We start from the raw sequence: 17,639 nt of genomic DNA, 5'->3' as shown, positions 1-17,639 counted from the left end.
ATGTGAGCGATCAAGCCATCAATAGCGGCGACTCCGACGAACTCCAGGCCCTATTCGACAGTATCGTCAACGCCAGCCAGCAGGCACCCGCCGCATCGCCACCGCCGGCCCAGCCGGAAAGCGCCGCTGCACGACCTGATGCGGCCAAGATCGACGATGCCGCCTCGCGGATGGCGGCCATGGTGCAGGCGATCGATTCGCTCGATGAGCCGGCTCGCTCGATGTTCTCCAGTATTGGCCAGCTGACCCGCAAGGTGCACGACGCCTTGCGTGAGCTGGGCTATGACAAGTCGCTCGAACGCGCTGCCGCGGCCATTCCCGACGCCCGCGACCGGCTGGCCTATGTGGCCACCCTGACCGAGCAGGCGGCCAACCGCACCCTCAACGCGGTCGATGCCGCCCAACCACTGCAAAACAAGATCGAGAACGAAGCCGATGCGCTGGCAGCACGCTGGGACAAGCTCTACGCCAACCAGCTCTCGATCGAAGAATTCAAGCAACTGGTCGCCGAGACGCGCGACCATCTCAAGGGCAGCGCCAACCATGCCCGGGCGACCAATGAACAGTTGCTCGAAATCATGATGGCGCAGGATTTCCAGGACCTGACCGGCCAGGTGATCAAGAAGATCGTCGAAATGGCCAAGGAAATGGAAGGCCATCTGCTCGAATTCCTGGTCGAGTTCTCGCCCGGTCTCAAAGCCCCCAGCCCGGCCGAAGTCGACCCGAGCCTGCTCAACGGCCCGGTTTACAAGGCCGAGGGGCGGCCCGACGTAGTCACGAACCAGGAGCAGGTCGACGATCTGCTCGCCAGCCTGGGTTTCTAGGTTCAAATTTTGTGATGGATAGCCAGGAGGCGAGATGAGCGACTTCTCCGGAATGGAAGATCTCCTGCAGGATTTCTTGACCGAATCGTCCGAGCTGCTGTCCGATGTGGACAATAAGCTGGTCGAGCTGGAAAAGCGGCCCGACGACAAGCACCTGCTCAACGATATCTTCCGAGGCTTCCATACCATCAAAGGTGGCGCAGGCTTTCTCAATGTCGATGCCCTGGTCAATCTGTGCCACCGCACCGAGAACCTGTTCGACAAGCTGCGCAATATGGAGCTGCGGCTCAATCCCGAACTGATGGACGTGATCCTCGCCGCCACCGGCGTCGTGCGCGAGATGTTCGGCGCGCTGGCCCAGGCGCGTACGCCGCAGCCGGCCTCATCGGTCCTCTTGGCCCAGCTCGATGCCGCACTTGAAGGCCGCCCACCGGTCGCGGCAGCGCCAGCACCAGCACCTGTGGTGAGCAGCCCGAGCAATTCCTCCGAACCCGACTGGACCGCGCTCTACCATGCCCTGGTCGGCGGCAGCCCCGCTGCGGCAGCCCCGGCACCCGTTGCCCGTCCGGCGGCGCCCGTGCCAACTCCGGCAGCCACCGTGCCGGTGGCCGCCGTGGCAAAGCCCTCGCCCCCGGTGCAGCAGAGCACCGCACCGCTGACGCCTGCGGTGGTCACCCGGACCGAAGAACCTGGCTTGCGGCCGGCTGCCCCCAGCGCAAGTGCCAAGCCGGCGGTTTCCTCGCAGCAGCTCTCGAGCCAGGAAACCACGATCCGGATCGACACCAACCGACTCGATCAGGTGCTCAATCTGTCGGGTGAAATCGGCCTGACCAAGAACCGTCTGACCACCCTGCGCTCCGATATCCTGTCCGGCAAGACCGATGCCGCCACCCTCAAGGCGCTCGACGAGGCCATCGGCCAGCTCGACCTGCTGGTGAGCGATCTTCAGAACGCCGTGATGAAGACCCGGATGCAGCCGATCGGCCGGCTGTTCCAGAAATACCCGCGCCTTGCGCGCGATCTGGCACGGCAGCTTGGCAAGGATGTCGAGCTGGTGATCACCGGCGAGGAGACCGAGCTTGACAAGACCATGCTCGAAGACCTCAACGACCCGCTGGTCCACCTGGTGCGCAACGCAGTCGACCATGGCGTCGAGACGGTGGAAGAGCGAATCGCCGCCGGCAAGCCGCCCAAGAGCATCGTGCAGCTGTCGGCGACCCAGGTGGGCGACCATATCCTGATCGAGATCGCCGACGACGGTAAGGGTATGCGACCCGATGTGCTGCGGCGCAAGGCGATCGAGAAGGGCCTGATCGACCTCGAGGCCGCCAACAGCATGGACGACAAGCAGAGCCTGCAACTGGTCTTCATGCCCGGCTTCTCGACCAAGGATCAGATTTCCAGCATCTCCGGCCGTGGCGTGGGCATGGATGTGGTCAAGACCAATATCCTCAAACTTAATGGCCGTATCGATATCCAATCGGTGGTCGGCGAAGGTACCCGCTTCACCATTTCGCTGCCGCTGACCCTGGCGATTCTGCCGGTACTGGTGGTCAAGGTGTGCAACCAGCCGTTTGCCGTACCGCTTGCCATGGTGCGCGAGATCATCCCGATCCGGCTCGATCAGGTACAGGAAGTATCGGGCCGCGCCACCATCGTGGTGCGTGACGAAATCCTGTCGGTGCGCTCGCTGGCCGGACTGATAGGCTGGGAAGAAACCCAGCCGCCGCAGTTCGGGGTGCTGATGCAGACTACCGAATACTCTTTTATTCTGGCCATCGACAGCTTTATCGGGCGCGACGATGTGGTGATCAAACCGTTGCAGAATATCCGTCCCAAGGGTATCGCCGGCGCCACCTTGTCAGGCGATGGCTCGGTGGTGCTGGTGTTGGATATGGAAAGCCTGCTCGACTCGAGCCAGGCGGAAAATTCGGCGATCCGGACCTCACGGCTGCTCGAATCGATGTCGAAGCACTGATATCGCGCAGCCAACCGGGCCCGGCCGTCGCGTCTCTTAACCATCTGAATCGCCTATCGGGGCTTTAGAGGTCATATGCACAACAACGCCTTTATCGGCCGCCAGCCCATACTCAACCGCCAACAGCAGATCATTGGCTACGAGTTGCTGTTCCGGCTCGACCAAAGCTCGGTCAGTGCGGACTTTTCCAGCGATATGCAAGCTGGCACCAATATCCTGGTCAACACGCTGTCGAATATGGGGGCAGACTGGCTGGTCGGCAGCAAGCTCGCTTTTATCAACGTTGCCACCTCGATGCTCGAAAGCAACTTTCTGGAACTGCTGCACCCGCAGCGGGTGGTGCTTGAAATCGTCGAGTCGGTCAACGCCACCCCCGAGCTGCTGGTCAGAACCAAGGAGCTGCGCGCCCAGGGCTTCGGCATCGCGCTCGACGATTTCGCCTATACCCCACAGACCGCGCCGTTCCTCGAATTCGCCAACTACGTCAAGCTCGATATCCAGCAACTGGGTCTGGAAAACGTCCAGAGCCTCAGCAAGGAGCTGCGCAAGTTCCCGGTGCTCCAGATCGCCGAAAAGGTCGAAACCAAGGACGAATTCAAGCACTGCCTCGATCTGGGGCTCGATTGTTTCCAGGGCTACTATTTCGCCCACCCCGAGACCCTGTCGGCCAAGGTGATCAACCCGGCCTACGCCAATATCCTGAGCCTACTCAATATGCTCAGGAACAATGCCGAGATCGTCGAGATCGAGAATGCCCTCAAGCGCGATGTGGCGCTGTCGTTCAAGCTGCTGCGCTATATCAATTCGGCAGGCTTTGGCCTGTCGTGCGAGATCAATTCGTTCCGCCACGCCGTGACGATTCTGGGCTACCAGAAGCTCTACCGCTGGCTGACCCTGCTGCTGGTGACGGCCAGCTCCGACTCGGGCACGCCGCCTGCGCTGATGAAGACCGCCGTGACCCGGGGCCGGCTGGTCGAATTGCTGGGGCAGCATATGCTCGACGGCACCGACCGCGACAATCTGTTTATCGTCGGCGTGTTCTCGCTGCTCGATGTGATGCTCGATATGCCGATGGACAAGATCCTCGAAACCCTGCTGCTCCCCGAGAGCGTCACCGAGGCACTGCTTGACCGCAGCGGGATCTACGGCCCCTTCCTCGAACTTGCCGAAGCCTGCGAAGATCCCGATATGTCCGATGTGCCACGGCTGTGCGAACACCTCCAGCTCACACCGGAAATGCTCAACCGTGCCCATGTCCAGGCGCTGGCCTGGGTTGAGGAACTGGGCGTCTGACACCAGCGGCTCCCGTTGGACGGGAGCCGGCTGTTTCTTCCTCTATTTTTCCAATTCATTTATTTCTGGCGCCAGATCTGGCGCCAGTTTTGCTGTTTGTTTTCATCCGGCCGGATTTTGCCTCCAGCCGGTCGCTTGCCCATACCAAGCCAAGCGCTAGGAAGGCTTATACGGGGTAGTCATGTAGTTGACGATCGAGCTGCCGTACTGACTGCTCATATAGGCAAAGTAGGATGGCGGAAAATGCTGCCAGGCCAGCTGGGCATCCGAGCCGTTCCAGGACAGCAGGTCCCAGGGAAAGCCCATTCCGTTGAGAAACTGCTGTATCTGCGTCTGCTGCGGCAGACTGCCTTGCAGCGCCTGCACGCCGCTGCTCGGTCTGACATAGGACGAGGGAATATCGTTGCCGAACACATCGATCAGCCCCGACAGCAAGGACGGCAGCGAAGGTCCGCTGGTACTGCCGCCGGGCCATTCATAGCTGGTCCATAGATTCTGATTGGCCCATTGCAGACCGCTTTGGCTGCCCATGGTGATATAGGCGTAAGGGATCAGATCCAGCGTGTTGTACCAGAAATAGGAATTGGGACAAAAGGACTGGTAGGTGTTGATAAAGCCCTGGTCGCCCGCGGTCGGCGGGGCAAACGGCTGGGCCATCACCGTGGTGATGCCGCTGAGCTGCCAACCGAGGTAGGCGGCAATCGGCTGGGACTGGGCGCCGCCCAGGCTATGCCCGGTCACCACCACCGGGGTATTGGGATATTGCTGCAACAGGCTGTTGAGCGCCGCGATCAGACTCAGCGGCGTACCGTTGGAGCTGGGCGGCTGGCCGTTGTTCAGCGGTGCCGTCGAGGTGGCGAGCACGGTGAAGCCGTCGGATGTACCGTTGGCAATATTGCCCGACAGACTGCTGGTATCGCTGCTGTTGGGAATCGGAATCTGCCCGTTGCTCACCAGCCCGGCCCAGGAAGTCAGGTTGAAGTCACCGAGGTCCTCACCCAACTGCTTCCACAGCGCCAGCGGACCGGCGCTGGTATCGGTGCCACGGATTGCCACCACAAAGAAATACGGCCAGTTCTTCTCATAGTTGGGGTTGTTCTGTGCCCGATAGGAGGCGATATAGAGCAGATTGCTGTTGTCACCCGAGCCATCCTGGCCATTGGCCGGACCCCAGTCGAGGCTCCAGGCACCCGCCAGCGCCTGCGGCGAATCCACCCCGGCCTGCCCCGGCGCCGGCAGCGATGGGGTGTACTGGGTCTGGGTCAGCGCGGTATAGAGCGCCAGGGGGATCTTGCTCCAGTCGCCTTCAGCGGTGTACGCCTGGGCCGCCAGACCGAGAAACACCATGCCGTAGTAGGGCGATTGCAGGGTCTGCAACATCTGCGCCGAAGTCGGGTTCAGATTCACAGTGGACATATCGATTTCCTCCTGATTTGTGGGATGGGCACGTCAACCCGGCAGATAGCAAAACCGCCTGACGGACCGGGCGTTGCACAGGATTTATAGAACCCAGCGGCACGATTCCACAGTAAATACGTCCAAAAAAAGCGGGAAAGCTAAAATTACCGCCAGCGGCACGGTCGATCGTTATCAAGATCACCCGGCCAACGCCACTCCGCACAAAAAATATCCGATGTATTTTTCTGCGCCTTCGACCCCTGCCAGCCAGCTCAGCCGTGTAAGGCGATGATCAGGCGCATCAGATAATTAACTTATTCTGCCAAATCGTTGCCAGAACCATGGCACCATATAAGAATTTTTTAATAAAACAAGTCTCTGTACTCCATAACCACCCAGACGATTATTTCCCTCCGTCACCGAGATTTATTATGGTCATCCGTTCCAGGCGATAAAACGGGTATTTATGAAAAACTGCCTGATGGCATCGATTATTCATCACGCAAGGTTTATCGGCTGATATTTTTATTGGATTGGACAGTTGAGAAAAACAGATGAGTTCCCCCTCCAATTCCGGTAGCGGATTAATTGGCATAGCAGTCCGGGCAGGAGTATTTTCGCAGCCGGTCAAATCCTTCTTTAATGAAATCCGAACCAATAAAAACGCCACCCGATCGGGTGGCGTTATTCTGGCAAAAACAATTATTTCAATGCTTGCCGGTACTGCCAAAACCACCGTCGCCGCGCTCGCTTTCGCTGAACGACTCGACCACATTGAAGCCGACCTGGACTACCGGCACCACCACCATCTGGGCGATGCGCTCCAGCGGCTCGATCTTGAACGGCTGCTGGCCACGGTTCCAGACCGAGACAAAGATCTGGCCCTGATAGTCCGAATCGATCAGCCCGACCAGATTGCCCAGCACGATGCCGTGCTTATGGCCCAAGCCCGAGCGCGGCAGGAGCATGGCCGCCAGGGTCGGATCGGCGAGATGGATGGCGATGCCGGTCGGCACCAGGGTGGTCGCACCCGGCTCCAGTGTCAGCGGCGCGTCGAGGCAGGCGCGCAGATCGAGGCCGGCCGCGCCCGTGGTGGCATAGGCCGGCAGTTGGGCGTAGAGGCGCTGGTCGAGAATACGGATATCGATGGTCTTCATGTTTCAGGATGGTATTTGTTGTAGAGCCGGGCGGCGTGCTTGACGATGGCTCGCGCCACCTCTTCCTTGGCCGCGCGCGGCAGGCGGTGCTGGCCGTCATCGTCGAGCAGGATCACCTCGTTGTCGTCGGCACCGATGGCCTGCTGCACCAGATTGGCCGCCAGCAGCGGCAGCTTCTTGCGCCGGCGCTTGGCTTCGGCGTAGTCGAGCAGATTCTCGCTCTCGGCGGCAAAGCCGACACAGAACGGCGGATCGGCCAGACTGGCCACATTGGCGAGAATATCGGGGTTAGGCGCGAGCTCGAGTGTCAGGATATTGGCGTCTTTTTTGATTTTATGCTCGGACTGGTTGAGGACATGGTAGTCGGCCACCGCCGCGACGCTGACGAAGATATCGATCTTGGCGACTTCGGCGTTGACGGCAGCCAGCATATCCTGGGCGCTGACCACATTGATACGGCGCACGCCATACGGAGTACACAGCATGGTCGGGCCGGCCACCAGGGTCAGTTCGGCGCCGGCATCAGCCGCCGCCTTGGCGATAGCAAAACCCATCTTGCCCGAACTCGAATTGGTGATGCCGCGCACGGCATCGATACGCTCGAAGGTCGGGCCTGCTGTCACCAGCATCTTGAGGCCACGCAGGTATTTAGGCTGGAAGAAGGCATGGACCCGGTCGAACAGCTCGGCCGGCTCCAGCATCCGGCCCATGCCGTTTTCGCCGCAGGCCTGCTCGCCCTGATCGGGCCCGAGGATATGTACCCCGTCTTCGCGCAGCAGTGCCACATTGCGCTGGGTAGGCGGGTTCTCCCACATCTGCCGGTTCATGGCCGGCGCCACCAGCAGCGGGCAGTCACGGGCGGTGCATAAGGTGGAGAGCAGATCGTCCGCGGCGCCATGGGCGAGCTTGAACAGAAAGTCGGTCGAGGCCGGCGCGATCAGGATGGCATCGGCGCCGCGCGGCAGATCGATATGCGCCATATGGTTGTCGATGCGGTTGTCCCACTGGTCAACGAACACCGGTCGTCCCGACAGCGCCTGGAAGGTGGCGGCACCGACAAAGCGGGTCGCCGCCTCGGTCATCACCACCTGCACATCGTAGCCGGCCTTGACGAACAAGCGGGTCAGCTCGGCTGATTTATAGGCCGCGATGCCGCCGGTAACACCGAGCAATAGTCGCCTTGAGCGGCTCATCGTTTTGCCTTTCGCATCAGGATTCCTTTACAAACGGAAGGGGCGGATCGAAAGTGTAAAGCATCTCGCCATCGCCCACCTGCCGCCATGACCCTGCACGACTGGCCTGCCGAAGAACGGCCCCGCGAAAAACTGCTGCGCCAGGGCAGCGCCAGCCTGAGCGATGCCGAGCTGCTGGCGATCTTTCTGCGGGTGGGGCTGCCGGGCAAGAACGCAGTCGAATTGGCGCGTGAACTGCTCAACCGTTTCGGTTCACTCCAGGCGCTGCTGCGGGCCGATCTGGCGGCCCTGTCCGACACACCTGGCATGGGGCGGGCCAAATATGCCCAGCTCCAGGCAGTCCAGGAGCTGGCACGCCGGGCGCTGGGCGAATCGCTGCAACGGCGTACCGCACTCGACCGGCCGGCGGCCGTGCATGACTATCTGCGCCTATGGCTTGGCAATCGCACGGTCGAATCGTTTGTCGCCCTGTTTCTCGATACCCGACTCTGCCTGCTGGCCAGCGAAGAGCTGTCGAGCGGCACGGTGGACCAGACCGCCGTCTACCCGCGCGAAGTGGCCCGGCGCGCCCTGGCCCACGGCGCCAGCGCCCTCATCGTGGCCCATAACCATCCTTCGGGCGACCCGGAACCGAGCCGGGCCGATGTGCTGTTGACCCGACGTCTAAGCGAGGCACTGGCGCTATTGGATATCCGACTGATCGACCATCTGGTGGTCGCCCAGGGTGCCGCCGTCAGCCTGCGGGAGCGCGGCCTGGTTGAATTTCAGTAAAATATTTTATTTTTTGCAGTACATTAGATATATCTAGCAGGCAAGTTTCATATTTCTTTATTTAATAGCCTGACAAACGGCGGATCAAGAACCCAAGGCAGCGGTCGATAAGCGCTCATCGCCCCCGCCGGAGTCGCCGCCATGAAGATCCAGGAATCGCAAGTCCATCTTGCCAGCCACCATCAGGCCAGCCGCGACGTCCAGCGTCGGGAACGCCTGCAGCTCGAAGCCGTGCCGCGCCGCAGCGAACGGGTCGAGCTGTCCGAAGCGGGCCAGAATGCCTCGCGCCAGCTCGACGATATCCGCGCCATGCTGGAAAAAGACCCGCTCTGGAATATGGTGCGGGCCTTCGTCAAACAACTGACCGGCCGCGAGATCGAACTGGACGACCTGTTCCCCCCCGGCCTGCGCCAGGGCAATTCCCCCGCCCCGACGCCCGCTCCCGACAGCGGGGTGGCCTGGCGGATCGACTATCAACAGCAATCGATGCTGCGCGAGACCGAATCCACCCGCTTTAGCGCAAGCGGCCAGATCGTCACCGCCGATGGCCGCAGCATCGAATTCGACGCAGCGCTCGACCTCTACCGTGACTATCAGGAATACAGCGAAACCCGCTTAAGCGCCGGTCCCGCCCGGCCGCAGAAAGACCCGCTGGTGATCAACTTCGGCGCGGCCTCCGCCAGTCTCAGCGAGGACAAGATCCGTTTCGATCTCGATGCTGACGGTCAGCAAGAGTCGATATCGTTTCTGCTGCCCGGCAGCGGCTTTGTGGCACTCGACCGCAATGGCGACGGCCAGGTCAACGACGGCAGCGAGCTGTTCGGTGCGCAGAGCGGCGACGGCTTTGGTGATCTCGCGACCTTCGACGACGACCGAAACGGCTGGATCGACGAAAGCGACGCCGTCTGGGCCTCGCTCAAAGTGTGGACCCGCGATGAGGCGGGCGGCAGTCGTCTGATGGGGGTGGGAGAGCTGGGCGTGGGCGCCTTGCATCTGGGACATGCCGCCACCGACTTTGCCCTGACCGATTCGAGCAACAACCGGCACGGCCAGGTCCGTCAGACCGGCATATTTCTAAATGAAAATGGCACGGTCGGAACCGTGCAGAAAATCGATTTGAGCGTCTAGTAAAAAACTCACGGTCAATTATCACCAATCCGCTCTGGAGGCGCATGGCAGCAGGGTTTCAGGGTTTTCCCTCACGTTGACAATCGTCAAAGCTAGAGCGCAATATTCACGCGGGTTAGCGATAGCGCCCGGTGGTTCACAGCAAGCCGTGCTTTTTTACGCCGCCCGGCTATATTTAGTACCGCTTTCGTACCGCGTTCAACTCTAATTAAGGGGAAACATTCATGACCTTGGCACGCTACAGTCTGATCGCCTCCGCTGTTCTGGCGCTGGCCGCTTGCGGCGAAAAAGCGCCGGAAAAGACGGCCGAAGCGGGTCCGCAAGAACCCGCAGCCGCCCAGCCCAGCGCCGGCGGCGACGCTGTCGTCAAGATCGGCCACGCTGCGCCTTTGACTGGCAATATCGCCCACCTGGGCAAAGATAATGAAAACGGCGCCCGGCTCGCCGTAGATGAGTTGAACGCTGCCGGCGGCGTCGAGATCGGTGGCAAGAAGGTCAAGTTCGAACTGCTGTCCGAAGACGACCAGGCCGACCCGAAGACCGCCACCACCGTGGCCCAGCGCTTTGTTGACGCCAAGGTCGCTGCCGTGATCGGCCACCTGAACTCGGGTACCTCGATCCCGGCCTCCAAGATCTACTCGGACAGCGGCATTCCGCAGATCTCCCCCTCCTCCACCGCCGTTACCTATACCAACCAGGGCTATAAGACCACCTTCCGGGTGATCGCCAACGACATCGCCCAGGGCAAGGCGCTCGGCGAATACGCCGTTGACGGTCTCAAGGCCAAGAAGGTCGCCATCGTCGACGACCGTACCGCCTACGGTCAGGGTCTGGCCGATGAATTCGAAAAGGCCGCCAAGGCCAAGGGTGCCGAAATCGTCGGCCGCGAGTTCACCACCAACCAGTCCACCGACTTCAATGCCATCCTGACCTCGATCAAAGGCAAGAAGCCCGATGTGGTGTTCTACGGCGGCATGGACGCCCAAGCCGGCCCGATGGCCAAGCAGATGAAGAAACTCGGCCTGACCGCCAAGCTGCTGGGCGGCGACGGCTTCCAGACCGGTGAGTTCATCAACCTGGCCGGCGACGCCGCCGAAGGCCAGTACGCCTCGCAACCGGGTCTGCCCAAGGACAAGATGCCTGGCTACGCCTCGTTCAACGACAAGTACAAGGCCAAGTTCAACGCCGAGATTCAGCTCTACGCACCGTTCACCTACGACGCTACCATGGCCGTGGTCGAAGCGATGAAGAAGGCTGGCTCGACCGAACCGGCCAAGTTCCTGCCGGAACTGGCCAAGATCGAGCACAACGGCGTGACCGGCAAGATCAAGTTCGACGAGAAGGGTGATGTGATCGGCGGCGCCGTGACCATCTATCAGGTCAAGGGCAACAAGTGGGAAATGGCCTCCACCGTGGGCGGTCCTGCTGCCGACGCCGCTGCTGCCGCACCGGCCGAAGCCGCCAAACCGGCCGATGCCAAGGAACCGGCCAAGCAATAAACACTGAGCATTAACGCAAAGCGGGGGCGATGCCGCGCAATCTGTGTCGCCCCCCTTGTCTTTCGCAACATCCCCCAGCGATAACAATATTAGAAACCCGCCCTGCACCTGCGAGTCCGGTGCAGTGGGGACCTCTACGCCTTAAAGAGGGCCGAAACGTGGATATTTTTCTGCAACAAATCCTGAACGGCCTGGTCGTCGGCAGCATCTATGCGCTGATCGCACTGGGCTACACCATGGTCTACGGCATCTTGCAGCTGATCAACTTCGCCCACGGCGAAGTGGTGATGGTGGGCGCCATGGTGACGATCACCATCATCAACCTGTTGACGGGATTCGGCATCGACCTGCCTGGCGCAGCCCTGCTGCTGGTCAGTCTGATGCTGGCCATTCCCGTCACCATGGCGCTCGGTTACGGCATCGAGCGGGTGGCCTACCGGCCGCTGCGCAAGGCACCACGCCTGGCTCCACTGATTACCGCGATCGGTGTGTCCATCGTGCTGCAACAGGCGGCGATGCTGATCTGGGGTCGTAACTACCGCCAGTTCCCGCCCATCCTGTCGCATGAGGTCCATACCATCTTCGGCGCCAGCATCACCGATCTACAGATTGCCATCATCGTGCTGGCGGTCGGGGTGATGGTCGGCCTGCTGCTGATGGTCGAGCGCACCAAGCTCGGTCGTGCGATGCGGGCCGTGGCGCAGAACCCGGCGGTCGCGGGTTTGATGGGGGTCAATATCAACTATGTGATCTCGATGACCTTCGTGATCGGCTCGGCCCTCGGCGCCATCGCCGGTGTGATGGTGGCGGCCAACTATGGTCAGGCCCACGCCTACATGGGCTTTATGATCGGTCTCAAGGCCTTTACCGCCGCCGTGCTCGGGGGTATCGGCAATCTGGCTGGCGCGGTGGCGGGTGGCATTCTGCTCGGCGTCATCGAATCGGTCGGTGCCGGCTATATCGGACCGCTGACCAATAACTTCCTGGGCAGCCACTACCAAGACATCTTCGCCTTTATGGTGCTGATCCTGGTGCTGGTGTTCCGTCCGTCCGGTCTGCTGGGCGAACGGGTCGCAGAACGCGCCTGATCGAGAGGACGCCAAGCCATGTTGTACAACCTCAAGCAATCTCGCCAGGCGGCTTTTATCAGCTCCGTGGTGATCGCCATCGTCCTGGCCGTCCTGCCCTTTGTGGTCGGCGGTCTGCTGGGCAAGACCTGGATCCGTACCCTGGACTTCGCCATGCTCTATGTGATGCTGGCGCTCGGTCTCAATATCGTGGTCGGCTACGCCGGTCTGCTCGACCTGGGCTATATCGCCTTCTACGCCGTCGGGGCCTATCTGTATGCCCTGCTCAACTCGCCGCATCTGGTGGGGTTGCTGCAAGGCACCGGGCTGGAATGGATACTCGGGCCGTCGATCTGGATTCTGCTGCCGATCGCCGCAGCCGTGGCCGGCGCCTTCGGGGTATTGCTGGGCAGTCCGACCCTCAAGCTGCGCGGCGACTATCTGGCCATCGTGACGCTGGGTTTCGGCGAAATCATCCGCCTGTTCATGAACAACCTCGACCGTCCGGTCAACCTGACCAACGGCCCGCAGGGCGTCAACCTGATCGAGCCGGTATCGCTGTTCGGTCACAAGCTGTCCGAACCGATCCATCTGTTCGGCCTGGAGTTTCAGTCGGTCCACCAGCACTACTATCTGTTCCTGGCGCTGACCATGCTGATCATCTTCGTGTCGATCCGCTTGCAGGATTCGCGTATCGGTCGCGCCTGGGTGGCCATCCGCGAGGATGAGATCGCTGCCAACGCCATGGGCATCAACACCCGTAACGTCAAGCTGCTGGCCTTTGCCATGGGCGCGAGTTTCGGTGGCGTGTCGGGAGCGATGTTCGCGAGCTTCCAGGGCTTTGTCTCGCCCGAGAGCTTTATCCTGATGGAGTCGATCATGGTGCTGGCCATGGTGGTGCTGGGCGGCATGGGCCATATCCCGGGCGTGATCCTGGGGGCGGTGCTGCTGTCGGTGACGCCTGAAGTGCTGCGCGACATCATCAACCCGCTCCAGGACAAGCTGATCGGCAAACGCCTGGTCGATCCGGAAACCCTGCGCATGCTGCTGTTCGGTCTGGCGCTGATCGTGGTGATGCTGGTGCGTCCGGAAGGTCTGTGGCCGTCGAAGCGCCGCAAGGCCGAATTCCACGAAGACGACCCCAAGGCAGCCGAAGCGGCCGCTTCGGAAGCCGCCGGGGAAATCGCCAAAGACGCCGCCAGGGAGGCCAAGCATGGCTGAGGTTCTGCTGCAGATTGCAGGCATCCATAAGCGCTTCGGCGGCCTGCATGCACTCAACGACGTCACCCTGTCGATCAACAAGGGTGAGATCTACGGTCTGATCGGCCCCAACGGCGCCGGCAAGACCACGCTGTTCAATGTGTTGACCGGTCTCTACCAGCCAGACGAAGGCCAGTTCACCTTTGCCGGCCGCGACCTGTTCCGCCAGAAGCCCTATGTGGTGGTCGATACCGGGATTGCCCGTACGTTCCAGAACATCCGGCTGTTCGGCAATATGACGGCGCTGGAGAACGTGATGGTCGGCCGCCATGTCCGCACCAAGGGTGGGGTGTTCGGCGCGGTATTCCGCGACCCGGCCACCCGGCGCGAGGAAGCGGCGATCCGCGAACGGGCGAGCCAGCTGCTCGACTATGTCGGCATCGCCAAGCACCGCGACGAGGCGGCACGCAATCTGTCCTACGGCGACCAGCGCCGGCTGGAGATTGCCCGGGCCCTGGCCACCGACCCCAAGCTGCTGGCGCTCGACGAACCCGCGGCCGGGATGAACGGCAAGGAAACCGACGACCTCAAGAAACTGATGGAAAAGGTGCGGCGCGATGGCGTCACCATCTTGCTGATCGAACACGATGTGAAGCTGATGATGGACCTGTGCGACCGCATCGCGGTGCTCGACTACGGCAAGAAGATTGCCGAAGGCGTGCCCGAAGCCGTCAAGAACGACCCGCGCGTGATCGAGGCCTACCTCGGCGCTTCGCCGGAATAAGGGAAAGATACCGATGAGCAACCCACCCACCCTGCTCGAAGTCAAGGGACTGCAAGTCGCCTACGGCGGCATCCAGGCGGTCAGGGGCATCGATCTGGAAATCAAGCAGGGCGAACTGGTAGCCCTGATCGGCGCCAACGGCGCCGGCAAGACCACCACGCTGAAGACCCTGTCCGGCATGCTCAAGCCCAATGCCGGCACCATCACCTATCAGGGCGAATCGACCGCCCGCCTGCCGGTGCATCACTATGTGCAGCGCGGTCTGGCCATGGTGCCCGAAGGTCGCGGTATCTTCGGCCGTCTGACCGTCGAAGAAAACCTGCTGATGGGCGCCTACTATCGCAGCGACAAGGACGAAATCCAGAAGGACATCGAACGGGTCTATACCCTGTTCCCGCGTCTCAAGGAACGCTATAAGCAGCTCGCCGGCACCCTGTCGGGCGGCGAGCAGCAGATGGTGGCCATGGGCCGCGCCATGCTGAGCCGTCCCAAGCTGCTGCTGCTCGATGAACCGTCCATGGGCCTGGCGCCGATCATCGTGCAGAAGATCTTCGAGATCATCCGCACGATCGCCGCCGAAGGCGTCACCATGCTGCTGGTGGAACAGAACGCCAAACTGGCGCTCAAGACCGCCAACCGTGGCTATGTGATGGAAAGCGGCCGCATCACCTTTGCCGACAGCTCCGAAGCACTGCTGTCGAACGAAAAGGTGCAGCACGCTTACCTGGGCGATTGATAGCGCTTTGGCTCGGATATGGCCTCCAAGCTACCCGGCAGTTTCGGGACGATTGGAGCCATGGGTAGTTGAAAAGGAGCCGCAAGGCTCCTTTTTCTATTGTCCTGTCACCGGATAGTGCAGCGAAGTGGCCAACGCACTTGGCAGCCAACACCCCTACCCAGCCAGACGGTCACGGCCGCCGTGAAAAGCCGTGTCCAGCGCTTCGTCCATGAGCTCAAGCGGAACCATTGTCTCCACTGGGAAACACAGGGGAAGCCCAGAGCATTTCCGTTTAAATCGGAGTCGCTGCCAAGCCTGGTTGAGCGCTATGCACCTGCGGCTTGAGGTCCGGATACGCTGACTCCGGATTGGTTGGCAATGCGCTAACAGAACCATCAGACAGGACGGACTGCTGCCTGCCTACCCATCTCCTCCGGTTTCATGGGCTAGGATGCCGTGCTCGTGAAGGCAAAGATAAAGAGTTTATTTTCTTTTATATCCCGCACTGAGTCTTGCAGATATTTTTCCTGAATTTTTCCATTAGCCGCTTCATCCCTCAAGAAAGGTCCGCGCCGCCTCAAAACGCTTGGCGTAGTAAGTCTGCTTGAGGCTGTCAACCCGAATCCGGCCATTGCTGGTCGGGGCATGGATAAATTTGTCGTCCCCGATATAGATGCCGACATGGGAAAAAGCGCGGCCCAGGGTATTGAAGAACACCAGATCGCCTGCCTTGAGCCGATCGGGCTCGACCGGCCGTCCCAGCCGTGCCATATCGGCGGCGCTGCCTTGCAGGCGCAGGCCGATGGCGTTGCGGAAGATAAAGCTCACCATCCCGCTGCAATCGAGTCCCGCTTCGGGATTCTTGCCGCCGAAGCGGTAGCCCACATCGAGTAATCCCAGGGCATACATCACGACTTCGCGGCCGCTGCCGGTCGCTTCGATCCGGGCAAGGCTCAGATTGGTCGGTCCGGCCTTGCGCTTGGGCGGCGTGCTGCCGCAGCCAGCAAGCAGCGTGGCGCAGACGATCAGACACAGTGCCCGCTTCATTTTCCCTGCTCCAGCCACTGCCGCAGCGAATCGGCCACCAGCCGCCAGCGGGTATCGAGCATCAGCACATGGCCCAGGCCATCGACCAGTTGTACCGGCTGCCCCAAGCTCATCGCCGCCGCTTCGACCAGCATGGCGGGCATCAAGTGGTCATCGCGGCTGCCCAGCACCAGCAGCGGCGGCGAGCCAAGCGGTGGACGCAGATCGAATTGCGGCAGGCTCATCTCCAGCAAGGCGCGGTCCGATTCGCGCTGGAAGCGGCGGGCATAGCCGGCCAGCTCGGTTTCCGGCATATCGGGTGAAAACAGCAGCCGGCGCAAGCTGGACAGTTGCGGTACCTGGCGGCCGTGCTGGACCAGATTGAGTTCCCACAATAAAAGCGGATCACGCCACAGCAGCGACAAGGTGGAGCCAAGCAGACCTGCCGGCGGTACCGGCGCCAATAGTGCAAGCCCGGGGAGCAATCGCTGCCGGGCAAGACGCAGCGCCACAAACGCGCCCATCGAATGGGCGATCAGTATCGGCGGGCGCCCGTGATGGGCTTCGATCTGGCCCACGGCCCAGGCCAGATCGTCGACATAGTCGTCGATGCCCCAGGACGCCAAGGTCCCATGGCCATCGCTGCGGCCATGGCCGCGCAGACTGAGCGCCCAGGCCGAATAACCCTGCGCAGCGAAATACGGCAGGAAATACGGCTGCCAGCACCAGGCAGCGGCGTAGGCACCATGGAGAAACAATAAGGGCGGATGGGAACCGGGGAGGTCGGGGTGGGCGCAGACAAGTTCAAGCGACAGATCAGTCACAGCGACATCCGGAAAAAAGGAAATGCCTAGCTACCCTAGACCAATCGTTGAGCCAGGGCAATTCCCTTGTTGACTTACCGGTCAGCAATAAAATAAATTACCGGCAAGTCATCAATATCGGAATGGTCATGACCACACCGTGTTCCCCGCGCTGGCAACGGCGCAAGGATGCCCGTCCCGCCGAAATCCTCGCCGCTGCGCTCGCCCTATTCGGTGAACGCGGTTATGCCAATACCCGGCTCGATGATGTCGCCAGCCGCGCCGGGGTCACCAAGGGCACGCTGTATCTGTATTTCGCCAACAAGGAAGAGCTGTTCAAAGCCGCCGTGCGCGAAACCGTGCTGCCCCATATCGAATTCGCCGAAGACCTGGTGGCTGACCATCGCGACGATGCCCGCTCGCTATTGCGCCGTCTGCTCGACGCCTGGGCGGTGCTGCTGTCGCAGCCGCATTCGGGCTGCCTGTCGAAACTGATGATGGCCGAAGCGGCCAATTTCCCCGATCTGGCGCGCTTTTATCTCGATGAAGTGGTGCTGCGCAGCCGGCGGCTGTTCAGCACGGTGATCGAACGCGGCATCCAGGATGGCGAATTCCGCCCGGTCGACGTAGCGCTGTTGACCCGGGAAATCACTGCCCCGCTGCTGATGATCAATATCTGGCAGCGCAGCTTCGCCCCGCTGGGCGATGAGTCCATCGATCTGGTCGAGTTTGCCCGTTTCCACTATGACATCCTGCTGCAAGGCATCGATGCCCGGGCAACGGCCACGCGCTTTGATTAG

General features: G+C 61.2%; 16 protein-coding genes. 11 read left to right on the top strand and 5 right to left on the bottom strand.

Features of this window, described 5'->3' with window-relative positions:
- Positions 1-2: 2 nt before the first annotated feature.
- From cheZ to ACFOW7_RS20280, 3 genes are all read left to right on the top strand, one after another.
- Complete coding sequence (gene cheZ / locus ACFOW7_RS20290; RefSeq protein ID WP_378167891.1) at positions 3-824, top strand: protein phosphatase CheZ; 822 nt, start codon at positions 3-5, stop codon at positions 822-824.
- Between the two features lie 34 nt (positions 825-858).
- Positions 859-2,802, top strand: coding sequence for a chemotaxis protein CheA (locus tag ACFOW7_RS20285; protein ID WP_378167889.1), 1,944 nt, complete (start codon positions 859-861; stop codon positions 2,800-2,802).
- Positions 2,803-2,877: 75 nt separating this feature from the next.
- Positions 2,878-4,095 (top strand): EAL and HDOD domain-containing protein, encoded by a 1,218-nt coding sequence (locus ACFOW7_RS20280; protein WP_378167885.1) that lies wholly within the window; start codon positions 2,878-2,880, stop codon positions 4,093-4,095.
- A 156-nt stretch (positions 4,096-4,251) separates the two neighbouring features.
- Here the strand turns inward: ACFOW7_RS20280 and ACFOW7_RS20275 are convergent, their stop codons facing one another.
- The 3 genes from ACFOW7_RS20275 to coaBC all read right to left on the bottom strand — a co-directional run bounded on the left by ACFOW7_RS20275 (position 4,252) and on the right by coaBC (position 7,843).
- Entirely contained in the window at positions 4,252-5,511 is a 1,260-nt protein-coding gene (locus ACFOW7_RS20275; protein ID WP_378167883.1) for a lipase family protein, read from the bottom strand.
- A gap of 689 nt (positions 5,512-6,200) precedes the next feature.
- On the bottom strand, positions 6,201-6,650 hold the full coding sequence (gene dut / locus ACFOW7_RS20270; RefSeq protein ID WP_378167881.1) for a dUTP diphosphatase: 450 nt from the start codon (positions 6,648-6,650) through the stop codon (positions 6,201-6,203).
- A complete protein-coding gene (gene coaBC / locus ACFOW7_RS20265) occupies positions 6,647-7,843 on the bottom strand; it encodes a bifunctional phosphopantothenoylcysteine decarboxylase/phosphopantothenate--cysteine ligase CoaBC (RefSeq protein ID WP_378167879.1) in 1,197 nt (398 codons plus the stop codon). Before coaBC ends, dut begins: the two co-directional genes overlap by 4 nt.
- An 87-nt stretch (positions 7,844-7,930) precedes the next feature.
- Here coaBC and radC point away from each other — a divergent pair, with 87 nt between their 5' ends.
- From radC to ACFOW7_RS20230, 7 genes are all read left to right on the top strand, one after another.
- Entirely contained in the window at positions 7,931-8,614 is a 684-nt protein-coding gene (gene radC, locus ACFOW7_RS20260; RefSeq protein WP_378167877.1) for a RadC family protein, read from the top strand.
- 141 nt (positions 8,615-8,755) lie between these two features.
- Entirely contained in the window at positions 8,756-9,742 is a 987-nt protein-coding gene (locus ACFOW7_RS20255) for a hypothetical protein (RefSeq protein ID WP_378167875.1), read from the top strand.
- A 224-nt stretch (positions 9,743-9,966) separates the two neighbouring features.
- Positions 9,967-11,241, top strand: a complete 1,275-nt coding sequence (locus ACFOW7_RS20250; protein ID WP_378167873.1) for a branched-chain amino acid ABC transporter substrate-binding protein — start codon at positions 9,967-9,969, stop codon at positions 11,239-11,241.
- Between the two features lie 158 nt (positions 11,242-11,399).
- On the top strand, positions 11,400-12,329 hold the full coding sequence (locus tag ACFOW7_RS20245) for a branched-chain amino acid ABC transporter permease (RefSeq protein ID WP_378167871.1): 930 nt from the start codon (positions 11,400-11,402) through the stop codon (positions 12,327-12,329).
- A gap of 18 nt (positions 12,330-12,347) precedes the next feature.
- Positions 12,348-13,529: an ABC transporter permease subunit gene (locus tag ACFOW7_RS20240; protein WP_378167869.1), complete on the top strand. Its 1,182-nt coding sequence runs from the start codon at positions 12,348-12,350 to the stop codon at positions 13,527-13,529.
- Entirely contained in the window at positions 13,522-14,292 is a 771-nt protein-coding gene (locus ACFOW7_RS20235; RefSeq protein WP_378167867.1) for an ABC transporter ATP-binding protein, read from the top strand. Before ACFOW7_RS20240 ends, ACFOW7_RS20235 begins: the two co-directional genes overlap by 8 nt.
- 13 nt (positions 14,293-14,305) lie before the next feature.
- Positions 14,306-15,028, top strand: coding sequence for an ABC transporter ATP-binding protein (locus ACFOW7_RS20230; RefSeq protein WP_378167864.1), 723 nt, complete (start codon positions 14,306-14,308; stop codon positions 15,026-15,028).
- 531 nt (positions 15,029-15,559) lie between these two features.
- Here the strand turns inward: ACFOW7_RS20230 and ACFOW7_RS20225 are convergent.
- Both ACFOW7_RS20225 and ACFOW7_RS20220 read right to left on the bottom strand, forming a co-directional pair.
- On the bottom strand, positions 15,560-16,057 hold the full coding sequence (locus tag ACFOW7_RS20225; RefSeq protein WP_378167862.1) for a C40 family peptidase: 498 nt from the start codon (positions 16,055-16,057) through the stop codon (positions 15,560-15,562).
- Positions 16,054-16,860: an alpha/beta hydrolase gene (locus ACFOW7_RS20220; RefSeq protein WP_378167860.1), complete on the bottom strand. Its 807-nt coding sequence runs from the start codon at positions 16,858-16,860 to the stop codon at positions 16,054-16,056. The genes ACFOW7_RS20225 and ACFOW7_RS20220 overlap by 4 nt, the downstream gene beginning before the upstream one ends.
- A 128-nt stretch (positions 16,861-16,988) precedes the next feature.
- Between ACFOW7_RS20220 and ACFOW7_RS20215 the strand changes: the two genes are divergently transcribed.
- Positions 16,989-17,639 (top strand): TetR/AcrR family transcriptional regulator, encoded by a 651-nt coding sequence (locus ACFOW7_RS20215; RefSeq protein ID WP_378167858.1) that lies wholly within the window; start codon positions 16,989-16,991, stop codon positions 17,637-17,639.

The organism is Chitinimonas lacunae (assembly GCF_042650885.1).
Lineage (GTDB): Bacteria > Pseudomonadota > Gammaproteobacteria > Burkholderiales > Chitinimonadaceae > Chitinimonas_A > Chitinimonas_A lacunae.
This window is presented reverse-complemented; position numbering and strand designations above follow the sequence as displayed.